The following is a 19,621-nucleotide window of genomic DNA, read 5'->3' on the forward strand; positions in this document are numbered from 1 at the left end:
GACAACCCGCCAAAAATATGGATAAAATCAAGATTTTATGGGCAGATGATGAAATAGATCTCTTAAAACCTCAATTGTTTTTTTTAGAGAAAAAAGGGCATAGTGTGGAGACCTGCACAAATGGCTACGATGCATTGGACAAACTCGATAAAAATCCATATGCCTATGATCTTGTTTTTCTCGATGAAAGTATGCCCGGCATCACTGGACTTGAAACTCTTGCAAAAATGAGAGAAAAAGGCATTCGAATCCCGACAGTGATGGTAACAAAAAACGAAGCGGAAAATATCATGGACGATGCCATTGGCTCCCAGATAGCGGATTATCTGATCAAACCGGTCAACCCCAATCAGATCATTCTGACCATTAAAAAACTCATCGACAATAAACGCCTGGTCACAGAAAAAACGAGCATGAATTATCAGATTGCGTTCAGAGATCTCTTTATGGAGATCAATAGCAATCCTGATTACCTAAAATGGGTGGACATCTACAAAAAACTTGTCCAATGGGAATTAATGTTTGATCAAAACAGCTCGCCCGATATGCAGGAAATTCTGGCGAATCAAAAAAATGAAGCCAACAGTGAATTTTGCAAGTACATTGTAAGCCAATATCTGAATTGGCTTGGGTCCGATAAAATACCACAACCTGTATGGTCACATCAGCTCATGATTAAAAAAGTTTTTCCATATCTGAAGGAAGATGTTCCCACATTTTTCATCCTGTTGGACAATCTCAGGTATGATCAATGGAAAATCATCGAACCGATACTTACAGAATTGTTTACAATCGAAGAAGAAGATACATTTTATTCTATACTTCCAACGACCACACAATACAGCAGAAATGCCATTTTTGCTGGTATGTTGCCTTCCGATATAGAATCCTTTTATCCGGACTGGTGGCTCAATGACAATGAAGAAGGCGGTAAAAACTTGAAAGAACCTGATTTACTGGCAGCACTCCTCAAAAGAACATTCCGCAAAGAAATCAAAAGCGACTATGTAAAAATTCTGAATGCAACACAAGGCAAAGCTTTGGTGGACAACATCCACAATTATCTGGTCAACAATTTTACTGTGATCGTATATAACTTTATCGATATGTTATCTCACGCTCGCACCGAAATGGAAGTATTGAAAGAATTGGCATCCGATGAAAAAGCTTATCGCTCACTGACGAGAAGCTGGTTTTTACACTCGCCGTTGTGGGCCGCACTTCAAAAAGTAAAAGGCAATAAACTGCAAGTGATCATCGCAACCGATCACGGCACGATCCGTGTAAAAAATCCATCAAAAGTAGCGGCAGACAGAGATACGACCACCAATCTCCGATACAAAGTTGGCAAAAATCTCAATTACGAAAAAAAGGATGTTTTAGAAATCAAGGACCCTCCAAAAGCCGGACTTCCGAGACCTAATGTCTCTTCGGCATTCATTTTTGCAAGACACGACAACTATTTCCTCTATCCGAATAATTTCAATTATTACATGAATTATTACAAAAACACCTTCCAGCATGGTGGCGTATCGCTTGAGGAAATGATCTGTCCGGTAGTTAGGATGAGCTCTAAATGAAGTAAGGATGATATACCTAGACTGAAAACTGAAAACTGAAAGCGAAAAGCTGAAAGCTGAAAGCGAAAAGCTGGATCATTTTATTGAATTCAAACATACGTTAGTTATTAATTCAACAAAAATTGTCAAAGCTAACAACTGTCACCTTGAATTAAACAACTACATATTGAATAGCTTCGCTCGCTTTAAGCTTCTTGCTTTAAGTTTCAAGCGTTCTTCGAATTTCCTCCTTCAACAATTTCAATTGATCAGCGTTACAAACCATTTTTATGTTCTTTCCAAAAGTGGAATTAAAATCAAGATGAAGTGTAATCCAGGATCGGGAAATAAATTTTTTTTCTGAAATTTTTACTACACTTTGCAATGGAATTTTGATGGTCTTGAAATAATTGGTAATGTAAAGCGATGTACCATCGATCTCAATTCGTTTCAATGGCAAGAGGAATACTAAAATAAGGGATAAACCCACAAAGAAAAAAACGGTCAATTGAACACGAAAGATAAAAGGATCTCTCAATGGCAGATCCTGATCATCTGTAAACCAGGAAAACAAACAAAGGCTGCCAAAAAAAACAAACCAGAATACGGGAATAAAGATCCGCAGAACTACTGTCAGCGAGGAGGATAAGACGTTCATGAGTCCGATACAGTTTCTTTGGGAAAATTCATGGCTGCAATATAAATACTGATCTCATAAAGCAACATCAGTGGTAGCGTCACGACAGCCATCGAGGTTACATCCGGAGGCGTGATGACGGCTGCCAAAACCAGAATTACAACAATGGCATGACGCCTGTAAGTTTTCATAAAAACAGGTCCCATGATGCCCAGTTTCGCAAGAAAATAAATGAGCAAGGGCATTTCAAAAACCAAACCGGTTGCCATGGTGTACATGGTCATCGAATCGACATAAGAACTCAAAGTGGCAGTCGCTTCCACGAGATCACTGACATTATAAGATGCCAGAAATGCAATGGAAAAAGGAGCCAGCACATAATAACCAAACAGGACTCCCACTAAAAATAAAACCGTACACCAAAAAATAACTCCGGACGTGGCTTTAATTTCCTTGTCGTATAATCCCGGCTTTACAAACTTCCAAAATTCATTAAAGACCAAAGGAAAAGCAATAATGAGCCCGAGAAAAAAACTAACTTTTAGATGGATCATCAATTGCTCGCTGAGTTCGCGGGTAATGAGTTTGATGTTCTCCGGATAAAAACATGTCAATTCAGAGAGTTCGCAAAAAAAGCGGTAGGTAACAAAATCTTTATGAAGTGGTCCTAAAATGATAACATCGAAAATGAAGGTTTTTTGTGTAAAAACGGCAACAGCTGAAATACAAACAAACAAAGCTGCTCTGAACAAATGCCCTCTGAGCGCATCGATATGCTCAAAAAAAGTCATTTCTGTTTGTCCAGTCGACTTATCCCTCCTTTTAAAAAGTTTTGCAAACATCGCCAATCTCCAAACTAGAGGCTGCAAAATTAAACGAAAATCGCAAATAGCACCCGACACAGCCTGAAGAGCACCAAGGGTATAGAAATCAGGAAGCGCTTGCATGTTAAAACCTTGTTACTCTGGTCGATTTTTGTCCGAATTTGGGTCGTTCTGCATGGATATCCCTATTTTTGGACCTGCATGAATAAAATACTCTTATTACTCTTTCTACCGCTGTGTTTAGGAGCACAGGAAAGAAAAAAACTACTGTTTCATTTCGAAAATTGCAGCCTCGAAGAGCAAAATAAATTTGTGACGCCTCTTCTTACCGGTGCACCGCCCATTTGTGATTGCGGACTGGAAGATGAAGCCCTTGAACTGAATGGCCAAAGTATCGAACTCGCGGTTGAGAACGATACCATGTTTTATTCTGACTTCAGTTTTGGGTTCGCCGTACAACTGGAACCCGGAATCGGAACCATTGACATTTTATCAAAGATGAAATCTTGCAATGCAGATACTTCGTTGAGCATCGTTTACCAGTTCTCCGACTCCACCTTTGTCTGTTCATTCCAACAAGGTTTCGATAAAATTGTACAATTGGTAGGCAAAGCAGACCCTTCCACCTGCTGGCAACAATTAGCTGTAACGAGGGCCGGCGGCCAAATGCGATTTTTTATTAACGGACTTCTCAAAGATGTCAAAAACAATAGTTTTATTTTACGACTTAATAACAAGCAGAATCTGAAATTCAATGCTTCGCCCTGTGTGTTTGCTGCAAGATCCAAAGGCAGGATCGACCAGATTTTTGTTGCGAATTATCCGATGAACAGCACGGAAGTAAACGACGAATATTTGATACAGGACCAAATCCTTACCCCAGATACTTTAATTTTTCTGGGAGGAAGTTTTCAGTTGCGCACCATTGCAGATTGTGCTACATCAGTTCAGTGGCAGCCCTCTGCAGGTTTATCATCAACCATGATAAACAATCCCATTGCAAGTCCTCAACAAGAGCAGCATTATCAATTCACGATCCAGAATGAATTTTGTACGGCCACTGATTTCGTGTTTGTTCGGGTTGTCGATACTTCGCAAACCGATTGCAGCAAATTGAGTCTTCCAACTGCATTCTCCCCTAATGATGATCAGCTGAACGATCGTTTTTTTATATCCAACAATTTTCTCATAGAATCTTTACAGTATTTCGATATCCTCGATCGAAACGGAGGAATCATCCAGAGATTCACCCAAGCTAGCGATAGCTGGGATGGAAACTGGAATGGTAACAAATTAAATCCGGGTACTTTTTTTTACAGGATTGCATACACCTGTAAAGGAAAATCCTATAAGACTAAAGGCAGTGTGTTTCTGATGAGATAGGCTGAAAGGGAAAAGGCTGAAGGCCAAAGGCTTAAGGCCTAAGGCCAAAGGCTGAAAGCTTAAGGCCAAAGGCTGAAGAAAAAAGGCTAAAGAGAAAAAAGGGATTCGGGATTTCGAATTCGCGACATTTCGATAGGTCAAATGGTCAAAACACTTTCATTCCTTCCTTTAAGCTGATGTCTCGGACTTACCTAAGCAAGGTAATATCTCCCCTGTAAACCGTCGTGCTTCCGTCCTGAAAAACCACTTCCGCAACATACACATAGACACCCGGATTCATCAGATCGCCGTTGTTTCCGAACCTACCATTCCAGATACTCATTCGCTCTCCATTCCTTGGAGGGTTTTCAATGGAACTCACCATATTGCCCCAGCGATCAAAGATTCGGGCATATTTGATGGCTTCAATTCCCGGACCCATAAACACTTCAAAGGCATCGTTGATGTTGTCGCCGTTAGGTGAAAATACATTGGGTGCATAAAATCTTCGTGTACTTCTCACCACTATGGTGATCTGATCGCTGACCTGGCAGCCATCTTCATCGATAACGGTAAGGGTGTATAACGTGGTTCTGCCCGGGCTCACAAACGATATTGTACTGCCCGGATTAGAAACTGAATTCGATGGGCTCCAGATGATGGTGTCTATGACACCTGAATTCAATAAATTTCCATCCAATAATATACTATCACCGAGTTGAATGGTGTCAAAATCTCTTCCAAAATTTAAATTGATCAGATTGGTCGGATTGCTAACGATAATGCTTGTATCCTTAAAGCAATTGTTTTTATCATAAACGCGAACGGCATAATTTCCGGGAAACAAAGGCACCTGTTGACCTATATTCACGGGTGCGCCATTATTAATTGTAAACCGGTAGGTGGCTCCTGATCCTCCCGACGCTTGTATTATTGAAAATAAAACCTGGTCATCTACACACCTCGGTGTATCGGGTGGAGACATCACAAATTGAATAGGAGGTGGTTCGGACACTGTATAACTCACTGTTCCGGTACAATTTTTTGAATCGGTCACGGTTAAGAAATAGGTTCCCGCAGCCAGATTGGTAACTATTGAATCCTGACTATTCACAGGCGACCATCTGAAACTTCCTTTCCCTCCGTTGCCTCCTGTCCATGCGGTGCTGATCCTTCCGTCCTGGCTTCCCGGGCAGCTTACATCCAGAGTCGAGCCGGCTATGATATCAACTCTGATAGAGTCGGGCTGCCTCAACCTAACAGAATCGAGATGGACACAATTTTTTGAATCGACAATGTTTACATAATACATACCATCTCCTAGATTGGAAATGGTTGGAGCACTGATTGCCGGATTGATCCAGTTGTATTGATAAGGACCTGTACCTCCTTTAGCCCGGATGCTAATTTGTCCATCGTTGGAATTGTAACATCTTGGTGCTGTGATTGAAAGAAAATTGCTGTCAATCGTGATAGGCACAGCTTCAGGTACATCAAACAACACGGTGTCGGCACAAAAACCACAAGTCGCTATGACAAACTGTTGTCCCGAACATAAAAGGTTTGCGGTATCGCGATTCCGGAATACCTGTTCACCCGAGGACCAGGTCAACGAAACAAACGTATCGGTACAAGCGGTTGTAACGATCGCAGTAGCATCACAGGTTCCGGGAGTTGAGCAACTTGGTGCAGAAATGGTGGAAATATTAATTCCAATGGCAGGCGGTTCTGATAAAGTGAAACAGGTATCCAATGGAGGACAATTCCCAAAATCATCGATGCGAACGCAATGTCTTCCGGCTTTGAGATTGGTGTTGTTGGGGGTTTGAACACCATTGTCCCATAAATAAGTATATGGGCCTTGCCCTCCTGCAATATTGATGACAATGAATCCATCGGAATTGCCATTACAACGAGGATCCCGGGTCACAGCAGAAGCGACCCGCAATGCGTTGCCCTGTGGTAATATGTTGACGGAAGCACTATCGACGCAACCATTTCCATCCGTAATGGTCACCGAATAACTGCCATCCCTGATATTGATCAGATTTCTGGTTATATCTCCCGTGCTCCAACGAAAATTTACATTGGGGTGACTTCCCGGTGTAAAAAATAAATTTGCACTTCCCGTTGTATCTCCGGAACAATTGGGTCCAAATGTGATAATGCTGTCAATATTCGGAGGAAAAGGCTGTGTGATGGTATATTCCCGGGTTAACGAACAACCGTTAGCATCGGTCAGGGTAACGGTATAAACACCCTGACTTAAATTGGTAACTCTACCTCCCATGGCCATGTGGCTCCAGTTGAATTGATAGCCAGGAGTGCCCCCAAAACCCCGGATATCGATATATGCATCATTTCCTGGCGAACAACTGGCCGTAGTATCTACATCGTTTTCAATAATTTCCAGCAAATTGGGTTGGGTTAAAACGATGGTGTCAAATCTTTTACAACCACTGGTATCCGTGATCTCCAAAAAATAAGTACCTGCCTTTAACAGCGGACTTGTATATCTATCTACCCCGTTTACTCCACCGAAAATGGTGTTGTTGTTTTGATCCGTCAAACGGAATGCGAGCGGTATGTTGAGGGTGCCGTTTGACCTGACAAATGAATGAATAATACCTGTTGAATCGCCAAAACAATCAATGCTATCAATGACGATACTATCGAGTAACACTCCGCCGTAGGGTATGTCAAAAAAAACCGTATCCATACAGCCTCTTGAATCCTGAATGATCACAAACTGCTGTCCCGATAAACGGAAGTTGTATGAAGTTGTATCTGAAGTATTGGCGGCCACATTCTGGCTCCAAAAATAATCGTATAGTCCACCGGGATAAGGATTGCCCCCAAAAGCTCTGGCAACAGCTGCACCATCGTCTGTGCACGATGCATCTTTGAGTATCTCCACTTGTGAAGTAATGGTATCTGCAAATAATTTAAAAGTTTCAGTAGCCAGACATCCTGCAGAATCTCTCACAGTTACCGTATAATCCCCTACGCAAAGTCTTCTGAGGGTCGTCAGACCAAAGTCGCCTGTGGGTCTCCAACCAATGGTCATATTCCCGACGCCTCCTGTGATCCGGATGTTGATCTCACCATCGCAGGTATTCCAGCAGGTAGGCTGCCTGATCCCATTTGGAAAAATGGCAATGGGAGTCCCCATTCCAACTACAACCATGAGGATGGTGTCCTTCCCTGTGGCATCTTTTACATGTATTTCGTATGTTCCGGGAAAGAGGTTGTTGTAAACCACACAATCGCCGCTTTTAGCAAGGGTATCCGATTGGGGAGGAGCTATTCTATCGACAATATAGGGCGAAGTCCCTCCAAATGGTTTGATGGTAATACTCCCGCTGTTGGTAACCGTTCCGCAGGAATAACTGAGCACACAAAGGCTTGTAGGCTCGCCGATACAGATGTCATTGTCGGGAATATTAATTTCTTCCACACAATATTCATCGGCATTACAATCCAGTACTTCGGTGGGCACCGGACTTCTGTCAAAAAAAGAAACTTTGGTACAACTCCCCGGTTCCCCAATGAGCTTGAATTTGATCATGATCAGCGTATCTCCATCAATCAATCCATCGCAATCTGAATTTGGGTTGGCCCATAAAAATCTTACGATCTTCCGGATGGTGTCAAAATTGATATTGGTGTTGGGATCCAGCCCAACGAGCTTGGTTGTTGCCCACTTATCTACCGGCATGATTACCTGAGGATCATAGCTCAATGCAAATTGGGCTGAAAGAATCGTATCAAAGTTGTACACGCGAACTGGAACCCAGATGCAGTCCCCTTTCGGGGCATTACCCCCAATGATGTCAAATTGGACACAGTTGTTTTGAGCATGAAGATGGATATCTGCAGAGAAGATAAAATAAAGGGCAAAAAAAATGTACAGGCGTTTACATAGTATTCCGGGTCTCATCTAAACTTCGTTTTAAACCGCAAAGATATTAATTAAAATGCTTATATGATAGGCATAGGAAGGCTCATATCACAACGAAAGTTGCAAATAAATAGTTTGAAATCCAGCAATTAAGTCAAAAAATCAGGGTTTCCCCTGATAAATATCCGTGAAAACCATGAGTGCCCAAGTGCATATGGAAAATAAGAAAGCTCGCTGGCAGCATGGGTAAGTATCAGATTTGCAAGTTTTCCTACGGCAATGCTGCCCACTTCATCCTGAATATCGAGATTGACAGCAGGATTGATGGTCAGGGCATTCAGAGCTTCCTCTGGAAGCATTTTCATCTGGTTGCAGGCCAGTCCCCATACCAAAGAAAGATCGAAATTGGGGGAAGTGCCGGGATTGAAATCCGAAGCCAGGATCACTCCAAGCCCTTTATCTATCATTGCTCTGGCCGGAGGATATTCCTGATTCATAAAAAACGCAGCAAATGGCAATAGAACCGGATGGGTTGATGCATCACGCAGCATTCCCATTTCTTCTTCATTGCAAACTTCGAGATGATCCACACTGACTGACTTGTGCTTTAAAGCCAGCGGTATTCCCCCACTATGGGTAAACTGGTTGGTGTGAATTCTCGAAGGAATACCCCGTTTTCCTGCGGCTTCCAGGACCTGGTCTGCTTCCTCCGGAGTATAAAATCCGCGTTCGCAAAACACATCGCAATAATCTGCGAGTCCTTCTTCCGCAATTCTCGGCAACATTTCATCTACGATGATGCGGATGTAAGCCTGGTGATCGTTTTTATATTCAGCCGGAAACGCATGTGCTCCCAGAAAGGTTGATTTTACAGGAATTTGAGCTGTTTCTTTCAATCTCCTGATGACCCGCAGCATTTTTAATTCGCTCTCTACGTCCAAACCATAGCCGCTTTTAATCTCTATGGCTCCTGTTCCCCGCTTCATTGCATTTTTCAAACGCACCCCTGAACGCTCGAATAATTCGTCTTCCGTTAAAGCACGAAGTTTTGAAGTGGAATTCAGAATTCCACCACCTTTTGCAGCAATTTCGAGATAGGTGAGGCCTTTGATCCGGTCTTCGTACTCCCGGTTTCGCCACTCGGCAAAAACCAGGTGTGTATGGCAGTCGACAAAACTTGGAAAAACCCAGCCGCCCTGTGCATCGACCACTTCCTTGATACCGGATGGGGCATCCTGGTTTGGACCAAAGGCGGCAATTTTTTCATTCTCAATCAGCAAGTAAGCGTTTTGCAAACAGGGAAGATCCGTCATTTGCCTGCCTGCACGATAAAAACCCTGGCCGACATCAGTCTGTACCAGGGTATGAATATTTTTAATGAGTATGGATCTTGGACTCATCTGTGAACAGCATTAGTTTAGCGAACAAATGTAAGTTTGTTGTCGACAACGACCGAATTCAGATTTTGGCGTTGTAGAAAATCCTGAAAAAGTTTCGCTTCCTCCTGGGTTTCAAACTGACCTGCGATCACCTTAAATAATTTTTTATCCTTACGGGTTTCTTCGGCGATCCGGATATCGATCTGATATTTTTCAATCAAATTCAGGGCAAGAGACTCTGCATTTTCTTTTTGAGAAAAAACACCGGCCTGAAGAGCAAAGTTGCCTGTTTCATGAATGGATAATCCTACCGTCGTTTCCTGAAAATCTGTTTCGGATTTTTTATTCCTTGCTGTTTCATCTGCGTTCAGAAACGCTTCCACACCTGCCCATTCATTTGAATGTTCTGAGGCTTGAGTATGAAGGAACGGATTTACATCTGGTTTTGATTTTGATTTATTGCCCAGAAATTGGTCGGCTTCCTGTTCAACCCAGGAGATAAATGCTTCGGGGTTGAGACTGTGTTCTTTGCGTGCCAATACCGAACCAGATGCCCTTTTCAGGACTATAGTCGGCAAAACGCTGACCTGATATTCTCTTTTTAATTCCTTGTTTTGTGGATCATCGATATCCACTTTGTAAATGATTACATTTTGTTCCACAAAAGCCTGAACATCGGCATTCCCAAAAACTTCTTTTTCCATAAACCGGCATGGCTGACACCACTTTGCTGTGAACTGTAGCAGCAGGAGTTTCTTTTCCTGACAAGCTATATGCAGAGCAGCTTTGTAACTGCCTTTAAAGATAACTTTATTGGGATCGGAAGCCTGGAGGTTGAGACTGAGTACGATACAAATGAAGGATACTAAATTTTTCATGTCGTGAGATTTTGAGTGAATTTGCATATATCCGATAATGCTGCAAGGAACATACCAAAAATTCACATTACATTATTATATATGTTTATTGTGCTGTTTTTCATATATTTACAAGTTATATTTTTTTTTAATATGATAAAGAAATCATGAGATATTCTATTGTCCGTGGTATATTTGCAGCCTAATATTCAAATCATGGGCTCCATTAAAGCTGCTATCACTGGAATTCAGGGTTATGTTCCCGATTATATACTTACCAATGCCGAACTGGAAAAAATGGTCGACACGACAGATGAATGGATCACCACAAGAACCGGAGTCAAGGAACGGCACATTCTCAAGGAACCGGGACTTGCAGCTTCAGATATGGGTAAGATCATCGTCGAAAAATTACTCGAAAAAACAAATACCAAACCCGAAGAAGTTGAGCTGTTAATCTGCTGTACTGTAACCGGCGATATGGTTTTTCCGGATACGGCCAACACCATCTGTCATAAGGTGGGCATCAAAAATTCCTGGGGATTTGATATCAATGCAGCTTGCTCCGGATTTCTGTACGGTTTGACGACGGGAGCTAAATTTATCGAAAGTGGAATGCATAAAAAAGTAATCGTCGTGGGCGTGGATAAAATGTCTTCCATCATCGACTACACCGACAGGGCTACCTGTATAATTTTTGGCGATGGAGGTGGTGCCGTATTGCTCGAACCCAACAGTGAAGGATTTGGAATCCTGGACAGTTCTTTTCACGGCGATGGTGCAGGCAGGGAATTTTTACACATGAAAGCCGGAGGTTCGTTCAAACCACCAAGTCTTGAGACCGTCCAAAATAAAGAACATTATGTTTATCAGGATGGAAAACCTGTGTTCAAAGCTGCAGTCAATGGTATGGTTGAATCCATCAAAGAAGTTTTGCAAAGAAATCATCTCGAAAAAAATGAAATTGACTGGTTGGTTCCACACCAGGCCAATATTCGCATCATCAACAGCGTAGCCGATTTTCTGGAAATGGAAAAATCGAAAGTGATGATCAACATTCACCGGTACGGCAATACAACTTCGGGGACCTTGCCGCTATGTCTTTGGGATTACGAAAGCCAGCTCAAAAAGGGCGATAAAATATTTCTCAGTGCCTTTGGAGGAGGATTCACCTGGGGAACCACGTATTTGAAGTGGGCTTACTGAGACGATGAAAGCGCAATCGCTTACAGACTTACTCGACATTCAATATCCCGTCATCATGGCTCCAATGTTTTTGGTGTCGGATATGAAAATGAGTATAGAAGCTGCCAAAGCGGGAATCGCTGCTTGCATTCCGGCATTAAATTTTCGACGCCATTCAGAACTGATCAGGGCCTTACAATCGATCTCCATGTCCAATGCCTGCATTGGCATCAATCTGATCGCCAATAAATCCAATTACAAACTGAAAGAACAATTGTCGGCCTGCGTCGATTATAAAGTTCCGTTTATCATCAGCTCGCTTGGAAATCCAGAGGAGATCATTAAAAAATGCAGGCCTTATGGAATCAAAGTTTTCTGCGATGTATCAACCATGGAATATGCTGAGAAAACTGCCAAACTAAATCCAGATGCTCTTATTGCAGTGACTAATAAAGCCGGAGGACATTTGGGCCCCCATGACCCTGAAGTTTTTATACCACAACTACTACGCGCATTTCCACACATCCCCATCATCGCTTCCGGCGGAGTGGGAGATTATGCAAGTTTTAATAAAACGATGTCTCTTGGAGTTGCAGGAGTTTCAGCAGGCACTGTATTTATTGCTTCTCAAGAATCCCCGGTAAGTCAAGAATACAAGCAAGCTTGTGTAGATTATTCTGAAAACGATATTGTGTGCACTACAAAACTCAGTGGAATTCCCTGCACGGTTATCAACACCCCTTACGTTCAAAAAACCGGTCAGGAACAAACTGCATTTCAACGTTTTTTAAATCGAAATAAGACGTTTAAAAAATGGTTCAAACTCTGGGTTTATAAAAGTGGAATGCAAACACTCCAAAAAGCAGCTTTCGACCACACGTATCAGAATGTATGGTGTGCTGGAAAAAGCATCCGATATGTCCATGAAATCCGGCCGGTTCGTAAGATCGTTCAATCAATCGTAGGGATTTAAAAGAGGGAGAGTCGACTATTTCGACATCCAGACTTTTTGACATTTTGACTTTTTGTCTTTTTATCTTTTTGATAAAATCCTAAATGAAAGATCTGCGCAAATCTGCGAAATCCCCGCCTGACCGAACAAGTTTTCCATTGTTTTAAAACAAAATATCAGTCGGGCAGGAGCGGGAAATAAATGGAAGAGGTTTTTCGACTTTTCGACATTTCGATATTTCGACACTTCGGGATTTTGACTTTTTGTCCCGATAAAATAAATCTAACTATTTCATTTCCTATGAATCATGTCATTTTATCGGGATTTCGACTTTTTGACTTTTCGAAGTTTCGACTTTTCGAAGTTTCGACTTTTCGACTTTTCGATATTTCGACTTTTCGATATTTCGATATTTCGACACTTCGGGATTTTGACTTTTCGACTTTTTGACTTTTTGATAAAAACCTAAATGAAAGATCTGCGCAAATCTGCGAAATCCCCGCCTGACCGAACAAGTTTTCCATTATTTTAAAACAAAATATCAGTCGGGCAGGAGCGGGAAATAAATGGAAGAGGTTTTTCGACTTTTCGACATTTCGGGATTTCGACACTTCGAGATTTTGACTTTTTGTCTTTTTGTCTTTTTGATAAAAACCTAAATGAAAGATCTGCGCAAATCTGCGAAATCCCCGCCTGACCGAACAAGTTTTCCATTATTTTAAAACAAAATATCAGTCGGGCAGGAGCGGGAAATAAATGGAAGAGGTTTTTTCGACAATTAGAAGTTTCGACTTTTTAACTTTTTGACTTTTCGATATTTCGACTTTTTGACTTTTCGAAGTTTCGATTATAAACTAAATGAAAGATCTGCGTAAATCTGCGAAATCCCCGCCTGACCGAACAAGTTTTCCATTATTTTAAAACAAAATATCAGTCGGGCAGGAGTGGGAAATAAATGGAAGAGGCTTTCGACCCGAGATTTCGTCCTAATAAAGTATAGGGAATTATTTCTTTACTAAAATATTATGAAATATTTTAAAAGCTGATGCCTTCTTCCCTTTGAGCATTTTGCTACCCGCTTTGCTCAACTCCGCGGACTTGTTTTCTTCGGTACGATTTCGCCAGGTCCTGTTCTTTCGTCTTTAATTTTCTTTTTTCCTTTGGTTTTTAAAGCGAGCTGAACCGCTTCATATACATTGACTAAACCGCCGGTAACGCTCATTTTATTCAACTTTTCAGTCTTTTTCGTTCCCGGATTGATGACTTCATAATCTGGCTTTGCTGTACTTTTTAAAATGATCTTGCGAACTTGCTTTGCGGTTAGTTCCGGAAAATAAGAACGAAGCAAAGCAGCCACACCTGCAACTACTGGACTTGCCATCGATGTACCTTGTTCGTGTGCATAGCTTTGATTAGGCATGGTTGAATAAATCTGGACGCCGGGAGCAAATAGATCCACTTGCTTCTTACCGTAATTTGAAAATCCGGCGACCAATTCAGGTCCCGATTCGAATTGACTGGCGCCCACTTCAATCCAATTGGATACTTTGTTGCAGGAAAGAAATTTTTTCTTTTTAAAATACTTGTTTGGAAAATTTTCAACTTTATCATTATTAGAGGCCGCATTCCCTGCAGCATGGACCAACAGAACATCTTTTTCTTCTGCATATTTAATAGCTGCATCGACGTATTCCTTTTGAGGAGAATAACCTTTGCCGAAACTCATGTTGATCACGCTGGCTCCATTATCTACTGCATATCGAATGGCATTTGCCACATCTTTATCGCGTTCATCACCATCCGGCACGCAGCGCACCGCCATGATGCGCACATGATCGGCAACTCCATCCATCCCAAGATTGTTTTTTCTTTCGGCTGCAACGATCCCCGCCACATGGGTGCCATGCGATGCGTCTGAACCAATGACATCATTATTCCCATAAAATTTTTGTCCGAAGTCAGTATAATCATCCCCAACAATTGCCCGCGGATCGTAATCGGGATTGAAAGCATATTCCACTTCCTTTGAAAAATGCTTTTTACCATCCGTGAAATCCTTAAGGATAAATGATTTGAATTCACCCACGTTTTTAAAATTCAATCCCTGGCCAACGACTTGCTTGGCAATAGCCAAGCCCATTTGCAACTGTTGGTTCTCTCCGCCGTCCAGTTTCTCCAGATTTTCTGAATTCATCAATTGGGTCGAATCCATTGCTATTTCCAAAGCATTTAACGCTATGAGTATAAAATTTTCGGTCTGGTTAATTTGCTCCAGATTTTTCTCTGCACTGGCTCTTCTATCTTCCACGTCTTTCTTTAACTTTAAGAAAAACTCGTATTCCTTTTTTTGTGTGCTGTTTAACTTTTTGGGATCTGCTTCATCGAATTTGTACCGCATCTGAGCATAAAGCCGGGTTGATTCGTAAGTGTCGTAGGCTACGTTTCCATTGGGACCCCCAATAAAATTCCATCCATAAATATCATCCACATAACCATTGCTGTCGTCGTCGACCTTGTTTCCTGGAATTTCTCCGGGGTTAACCCACATGACGGATTTCAGATCCTCGTGATTATAATCCACTCCTGAATCGAGGATGGCAACAATCACCGGCCTGGATTTCTTATCTTTTAACAGTTCAACATAAGTCTTTTCGAGACTAATACCTGGTAGTCCGTCTTTTTGTTTATCCAGTAAATGCCAGTTGAGCGGCAGTTCATCCTGGGCCATCAGATTTACAAAAAACAAAACTCCAAGGCAGATACCTAAAACTCTATTGAAGATCATGTAATTAGTTTAAATATTTTTATAATAAATAAAGTACTCTAAATCAAATAATAGCATTATTTTTGGGCGAAGTGCAAAATTAGTTAGATTTGATTGATTGAAGCGAAAAATCATGCGTAGCCTTTTGATTCTTTTAGCTCTGTTTGTCATTCATCCTGTTTTAACGCAGCCGGTCGATTTAGGTTTATATCTGGGTGCCTCTAATTACAATGGAGACCTCACAGAAAATCTCAGAAGTTCGGTAAAACAGAGCCATCCGATGTTTAACGTTCAATTGCGTTGGGATGTTGATCCTGTATTCAGTTTTAAAATTCAATACGCCCAACTTACGATCAGCGGAGATGACCGATATGCCACAAACGCTCAGCTTTTGCGAAGAAATTTGAATTTCAAAACCAGCATCCGGGAATTATCGGGTGCAGCTCAACTTCAAATATTCAATCTTTTCCGTTTGGAGCCCATGCGTTTCAGTCCCTATCTGCAAATGGGATTTGGCTTTATACATTTTGATCCCAGAGGAAATTACAACGGGAGCCTGGTAGATCTGAGAGCTTTAGGCACAGAAGGGCAAGGTATGCCGGGTTATTCGGAAAAATACAAGCTTTTTTCTGCAGTCTATATGTTTGGCGGAGGCTTGCGTTATCATTTATCTTCACACTTCAGCTTAGGACTGGAACTCAATCTTCGTTTAAGCAATACCGATTATCTCGATGATGCTTCCGGAAATTACGTATCTTATGAAACCCTGCTTCAGTTCAATGGCCGCACCGCAGCCGAATTGGGCAATAAAATCCGGGCCAATACAGGACAACAACGTGCAAACCCAAGATCCAACGACGGTTATCAAACTTTGGGAATCGGTATTCATTATCATTTTGGAAAAAATCCCCTTTTTAAAAATAGTTTATTCAAAAATCCCGTTCGTTGTCCATCGTTCTGAATGGAAAACAGCATCAAAGATCCGGTAGAAATTCTCCAAAAATATTGGGGATACGACAGGTTTAGGGCTCAGCAACTCGATATCATCACTTCTGTACTCCATGGGAAAGACACGATTGCCTTACTCCCAACGGGAGGTGGGAAATCTCTGTGCTTTCAAATTCCGGCTCTGTGCTTGCCGGGAGTTTGTATCGTTGTTTCTCCACTGATCGCACTCATGCTCGACCAGGTCAGACGACTGAAAGAACTGGGCATTGAAGCAGAGGCTTTGCATTCGGGCTTGCAGTCCCGGGAAATCAGCAACATCATTTCAAATGCCTTGTACGGCAAACTGAAATTACTTTATCTCGCCCCCGAAAGACTTAACAGCAGAGCCATGAAGGAAGCTTTTGCATCGATGAACATCAGCTTCTTTGCCATCGACGAAGCGCACTGCATTGCCCAATGGGGACATGATTTCAGGCCTTCCTATTTAAGTATCGCAGATTGCAGAGAACATTTAGAAGTCCCATTTCTTGCGCTCACTGCTACAGCAACCCCCTATACCAGAACAGAGATCCAGACGCAGCTAAAGATGAAGGATCCTAATTGGTTTGAAATGAGCTTCCGTAGAAAAAATCTATCCATCATCGTCAGGGAAGAAGAGCAAAAACGGGACTTCATGAGACACCTGCTGCAAAAAACAAATGGAACGGCTCTGGTCTATGTGCGCAACAGAAAAGCTACCGTTGAAATGAGCGAGTACTTGCAGCGAAATCAAATATCAGCAAATTTTTATCATGCCGGACTCGACCCTTTGATCCGTTCTGAAAAACAGGAACGTTGGATCAACAACATAGATCGCGTGATGGTTTCAACCAATGCATTTGGAATGGGCATCGATAAACCAGATGTCCGATTGGTTCACCATATCGATCTTCCTCCGGGTATCGAAGAATATTTTCAGGAAATTGGGAGAGCGGGCAGAGATCAAAAACATGCCTATGCTGTGCTTTCCTATTTCAAAGGTGATCTGCAAAAATTACAAAAGGACTGGGAATTACAATTTCCATCGCTGGAGGAACTCAAAGAAATTTATAAATCGCTGGCTGTATATCTGGATGTTGCGAAAGGAACAATCATGGAAGAAGGCGTAGAATTTGACTTAGCAGCTTTCTCGAAAAAATCGGGGTGGAAAACTGACAAATTGTTGCATGGTCTCCGGATACTTGAGCAGACCGGTAAAATATTTTTATCAGATGCATTGTTCAGACCATCAAAAGTTCAGGTAGTCGGTTCTGAATCTGATTTTAGACAGGTCATGCAAAATGAAAAGGCTGGTTTGGTTTTAAAGGCCCTGCTGAGATCTTATGAAGGCATTCATTCCGTATCGGTTTCTGTAGCTGAGAAGCAATTGGCTAAGCTTTGTAGTTTACCGTTGGAAGAAGTGGTTTATTTGTTAAAGAAATTTCATGCAGAAGGAATTATCCAATATCAGCAAGCGCGCTCCAAACCTCAAATTCAGTTTGCAGGAGAAAGGATCGATAGCAAATATTTTCAGATTGACAAGAAATGGTATGAGAAAAGAAAGGAGATTTTAAAACAACGATTTGAATCCATGATCCAATTCGTATTGCATAAAGGTTGCAGACAAGTTTACATATCCAGGTATTTTGGACAGAATGACGACGAACCCTGCGGAAACTGCGATTATTGCATGGAAGTCCGCGTAAAGGCTCCCGATGCAAAAGCGCTTGAAAAATGGAAACAAACGATCGTTAGCCATCTTAATAATCAAAAGCAGGCGGGCCTACGCGAAATTTATTACCTGTTCCCACTAAACCGGCGAAAACAGATAGAATTGCTGCTCGAACAGATGATTGCGAGCGGCGAACTCACGCGCAATTGGGACCAAATCACGCTGAAAAACTGAATCAAAGGATGAAAATAATGATTGCAGCAACCAGCGATATTCATTTTGATCAACGCGTACAAAAGATAGCAGGATCACTGAGTTCGGCTTCGTATGAAGTTCTTGTATTGGGAAGAAACAAACGCGCTCAAATTGAAGCCCGTTATCCGTTCCAACTGGTCCTCTTAAATTGTTTTTTCAAAAAGTCATTTTTCTTTTATGCAGAATTCAATCTGCGGTTGTTTTGCAAACTACTCCTAACCAAATCCGAAATCATTTGTGCTTGCGACCTGGATACCTTATTGGCGTGTACTTTAGCAGCAAAACTGAAACAATCGAAACTTGTGTTTGATGCCCATGAATATTTTGAAAAAAGCGTCGAGATCCGGAATAAAAAATTTATTACATCGATCTGGGAAGCCATTGGAAAACTTTGCATACCAAAAGCTGATCTATGCTATACGGTATCTGAAACCCTGGCCAGGCTATTGAGTGAAAAATACCATAAAATATTTCAACTGATCAGAAATGTTCCAACCTCAAATCCGGCAATTGAGGCGGTTTCTCTACCCGATAAAAAAATCCTGTGGTACCAGGGAGCTGTTAACGAAGGGCGCGGATTGGAGTTACTAATCGAATGCATGTTGAGTCTGCCGGAAGAGTATACCTTAGAAATCAGCGGAGACGGAGATCTTTTGGATAATTTAAAACAACAATGTATCAACTTAAATCTGCAGCATAGAATTACTTTTCATGGCCGCTTGAGTTATATGGAAATGTTTACATGTGCATCTCAAGCCTGGATTGGATTTGACCTCTTGGATTCACAAAGTGAAAATTATTATTACTCACTCAGCAATAAAACCTTTGATTATATCAAAGCTGGACTTCCTGTTATTCAGATGAATTTTCCGGAATATGCAAACATCCACAGCAAACATCGCGTTGGCGTTCTGCTCAATGCCCTAACAAAAGAAGCATTGCTCATGGCCATCAAACAAATGGAATCGAAAGATTTACAAGAATCATGCAGGCAAGCTTGCATCCAGGCATCAAGAGAATATGCATGGGAAAAAGAAGAAGTAAACCTGCTAGAAAGGTATCGTGCAATAATTGAATAGCAAAATAAAACTTTATACATATTTGTTAAGTTATGAACTGCCTTATTCTTCATAATAATTCCAATCTCTGCATTAGAATTGAAAATATACTATATATTGTTGATTATCAATATATAATTTCCAATATACTGCAATAGAAAGGTGATTTACAAAAACCCTAAACAAAGCTTTTTGCTTAATGCTTTAAGCTAAGAAACTGGATTCCATTGCATGAATTGGGATAATGCAC

Annotated in this window: 13 protein-coding genes; 7 read left to right on the forward strand and 6 right to left on the reverse strand. The window is 41.5% G+C overall.

What is annotated here, in order from left to right:
- The first annotated feature begins 17 nt into the window (after positions 1-17).
- A complete protein-coding gene (locus IPM34_10395; protein MBK8955950.1) occupies positions 18-1,580 on the forward strand; it encodes a PglZ domain-containing protein in 1,563 nt (520 codons plus the stop codon).
- Between the two features lie 199 nt (positions 1,581-1,779).
- On the opposite strand, the gene IPM34_10400 is transcribed toward IPM34_10395, so the two are convergent.
- Complete coding sequence (locus IPM34_10400; protein ID MBK8955951.1) at positions 1,780-2,217, reverse strand: hypothetical protein; 438 nt, start codon at positions 2,215-2,217, stop codon at positions 1,780-1,782.
- Positions 2,214-3,143, reverse strand: a complete 930-nt coding sequence (tatC, locus tag IPM34_10405; protein ID MBK8955952.1) for a twin-arginine translocase subunit TatC — start codon at positions 3,141-3,143, stop codon at positions 2,214-2,216. Before tatC ends, IPM34_10400 begins: the two co-directional genes overlap by 4 nt.
- Before the next feature lie 78 nt (positions 3,144-3,221).
- Here tatC and IPM34_10410 point away from each other — a divergent pair, with 78 nt between their 5' ends.
- Complete coding sequence (locus IPM34_10410; protein ID MBK8955953.1) at positions 3,222-4,403, forward strand: T9SS type B sorting domain-containing protein; 1,182 nt, start codon at positions 3,222-3,224, stop codon at positions 4,401-4,403.
- Between the two features lie 187 nt (positions 4,404-4,590).
- On the opposite strand, the gene IPM34_10415 is transcribed toward IPM34_10410, so the two are convergent.
- The 3 genes from IPM34_10415 to IPM34_10425 form a co-directional block, all read right to left on the reverse strand.
- Positions 4,591-8,322 (reverse strand): gliding motility-associated C-terminal domain-containing protein, encoded by a 3,732-nt coding sequence (locus IPM34_10415; protein MBK8955954.1) that lies wholly within the window; start codon positions 8,320-8,322, stop codon positions 4,591-4,593.
- 110 nt (positions 8,323-8,432) lie between these two features.
- Positions 8,433-9,683, reverse strand: coding sequence for an imidazolonepropionase (locus IPM34_10420; protein ID MBK8955955.1), 1,251 nt, complete (start codon positions 9,681-9,683; stop codon positions 8,433-8,435).
- 17 nt (positions 9,684-9,700) lie between these two features.
- Positions 9,701-10,540 carry an SPOR domain-containing protein gene (locus IPM34_10425; GenBank protein ID MBK8955956.1) on the reverse strand — a complete coding sequence of 280 codons (840 nt, stop codon included), beginning with the start codon at positions 10,538-10,540 and terminating at the stop codon, positions 9,701-9,703.
- Positions 10,541-10,735: 195 nt separating this feature from the next.
- On the opposite strand from IPM34_10425, the gene IPM34_10430 reads away from it, so the two are divergent.
- Positions 10,736-11,725 (forward strand): ketoacyl-ACP synthase III, encoded by a 990-nt coding sequence (locus IPM34_10430; GenBank protein ID MBK8955957.1) that lies wholly within the window; start codon positions 10,736-10,738, stop codon positions 11,723-11,725.
- Between the two features lie 4 nt (positions 11,726-11,729).
- Entirely contained in the window at positions 11,730-12,677 is a 948-nt protein-coding gene (locus tag IPM34_10435; protein MBK8955958.1) for a nitronate monooxygenase, read from the forward strand.
- A 1,063-nt stretch (positions 12,678-13,740) separates the two neighbouring features.
- Here IPM34_10435 and IPM34_10440 read toward each other — a convergent pair.
- Positions 13,741-15,441: a S8 family peptidase gene (locus tag IPM34_10440; GenBank protein ID MBK8955959.1), complete on the reverse strand. Its 1,701-nt coding sequence runs from the start codon at positions 15,439-15,441 to the stop codon at positions 13,741-13,743.
- Positions 15,442-15,553: 112 nt separating this feature from the next.
- Here IPM34_10440 and IPM34_10445 point away from each other — a divergent pair, with 112 nt between their 5' ends.
- The 3 genes from IPM34_10445 to IPM34_10455 are packed head-to-tail and all read left to right on the forward strand — an operon-like array spanning position 15,554 to position 19,392.
- Positions 15,554-16,381 carry an outer membrane beta-barrel protein gene (locus IPM34_10445; protein MBK8955960.1) on the forward strand — a complete coding sequence of 276 codons (828 nt, stop codon included), beginning with the start codon at positions 15,554-15,556 and terminating at the stop codon, positions 16,379-16,381.
- Complete coding sequence (locus IPM34_10450) at positions 16,382-18,292, forward strand: RecQ family ATP-dependent DNA helicase (GenBank protein MBK8955961.1); 1,911 nt, start codon at positions 16,382-16,384, stop codon at positions 18,290-18,292.
- An 8-nt stretch (positions 18,293-18,300) separates the two neighbouring features.
- Entirely contained in the window at positions 18,301-19,392 is a 1,092-nt protein-coding gene (locus IPM34_10455) for a glycosyltransferase (GenBank protein MBK8955962.1), read from the forward strand.
- The last annotated feature ends 229 nt before the right edge of the window (positions 19,393-19,621 follow it).

It is taken from the genome of Saprospiraceae bacterium, assembly GCA_016716185.1.
Lineage (GTDB): Bacteria > Bacteroidota > Bacteroidia > Chitinophagales > Saprospiraceae > Vicinibacter.

Coding starts and splice junctions, on each gene's coding strand:
- IPM34_10430 (MBK8955957.1), top strand. CDS start 10,736: ATGGGCTCCATTAAAGCTGCTATCACTGGAATTCAGGGTTATGTTCCC.
- IPM34_10400 (MBK8955951.1), bottom strand. CDS start 2,217: ATGAACGTCTTATCCTCCTCGCTGACAGTAGTTCTGCGGATCTTTATT.
- IPM34_10450 (MBK8955961.1), top strand. CDS start 16,382: ATGGAAAACAGCATCAAAGATCCGGTAGAAATTCTCCAAAAATATTGG.
- IPM34_10445 (MBK8955960.1), top strand. CDS start 15,554: ATGCGTAGCCTTTTGATTCTTTTAGCTCTGTTTGTCATTCATCCTGTT.
- IPM34_10435 (MBK8955958.1), top strand. CDS start 11,730: ATGAAAGCGCAATCGCTTACAGACTTACTCGACATTCAATATCCCGTC.
- IPM34_10420 (MBK8955955.1), bottom strand. CDS start 9,683: ATGAGTCCAAGATCCATACTCATTAAAAATATTCATACCCTGGTACAG.
- IPM34_10425 (MBK8955956.1), bottom strand. CDS start 10,540: ATGAAAAATTTAGTATCCTTCATTTGTATCGTACTCAGTCTCAACCTC.
- IPM34_10455 (MBK8955962.1), top strand. CDS start 18,301: ATGAAAATAATGATTGCAGCAACCAGCGATATTCATTTTGATCAACGC.
- tatC (MBK8955952.1), bottom strand. CDS start 3,143: ATGCAAGCGCTTCCTGATTTCTATACCCTTGGTGCTCTTCAGGCTGTG.
- IPM34_10415 (MBK8955954.1), bottom strand. CDS start 8,322: ATGAGACCCGGAATACTATGTAAACGCCTGTACATTTTTTTTGCCCTT.
- IPM34_10395 (MBK8955950.1), top strand. CDS start 18: ATGGATAAAATCAAGATTTTATGGGCAGATGATGAAATAGATCTCTTA.
- IPM34_10440 (MBK8955959.1), bottom strand. CDS start 15,441: ATGATCTTCAATAGAGTTTTAGGTATCTGCCTTGGAGTTTTGTTTTTT.
- IPM34_10410 (MBK8955953.1), top strand. CDS start 3,222: ATGAATAAAATACTCTTATTACTCTTTCTACCGCTGTGTTTAGGAGCA.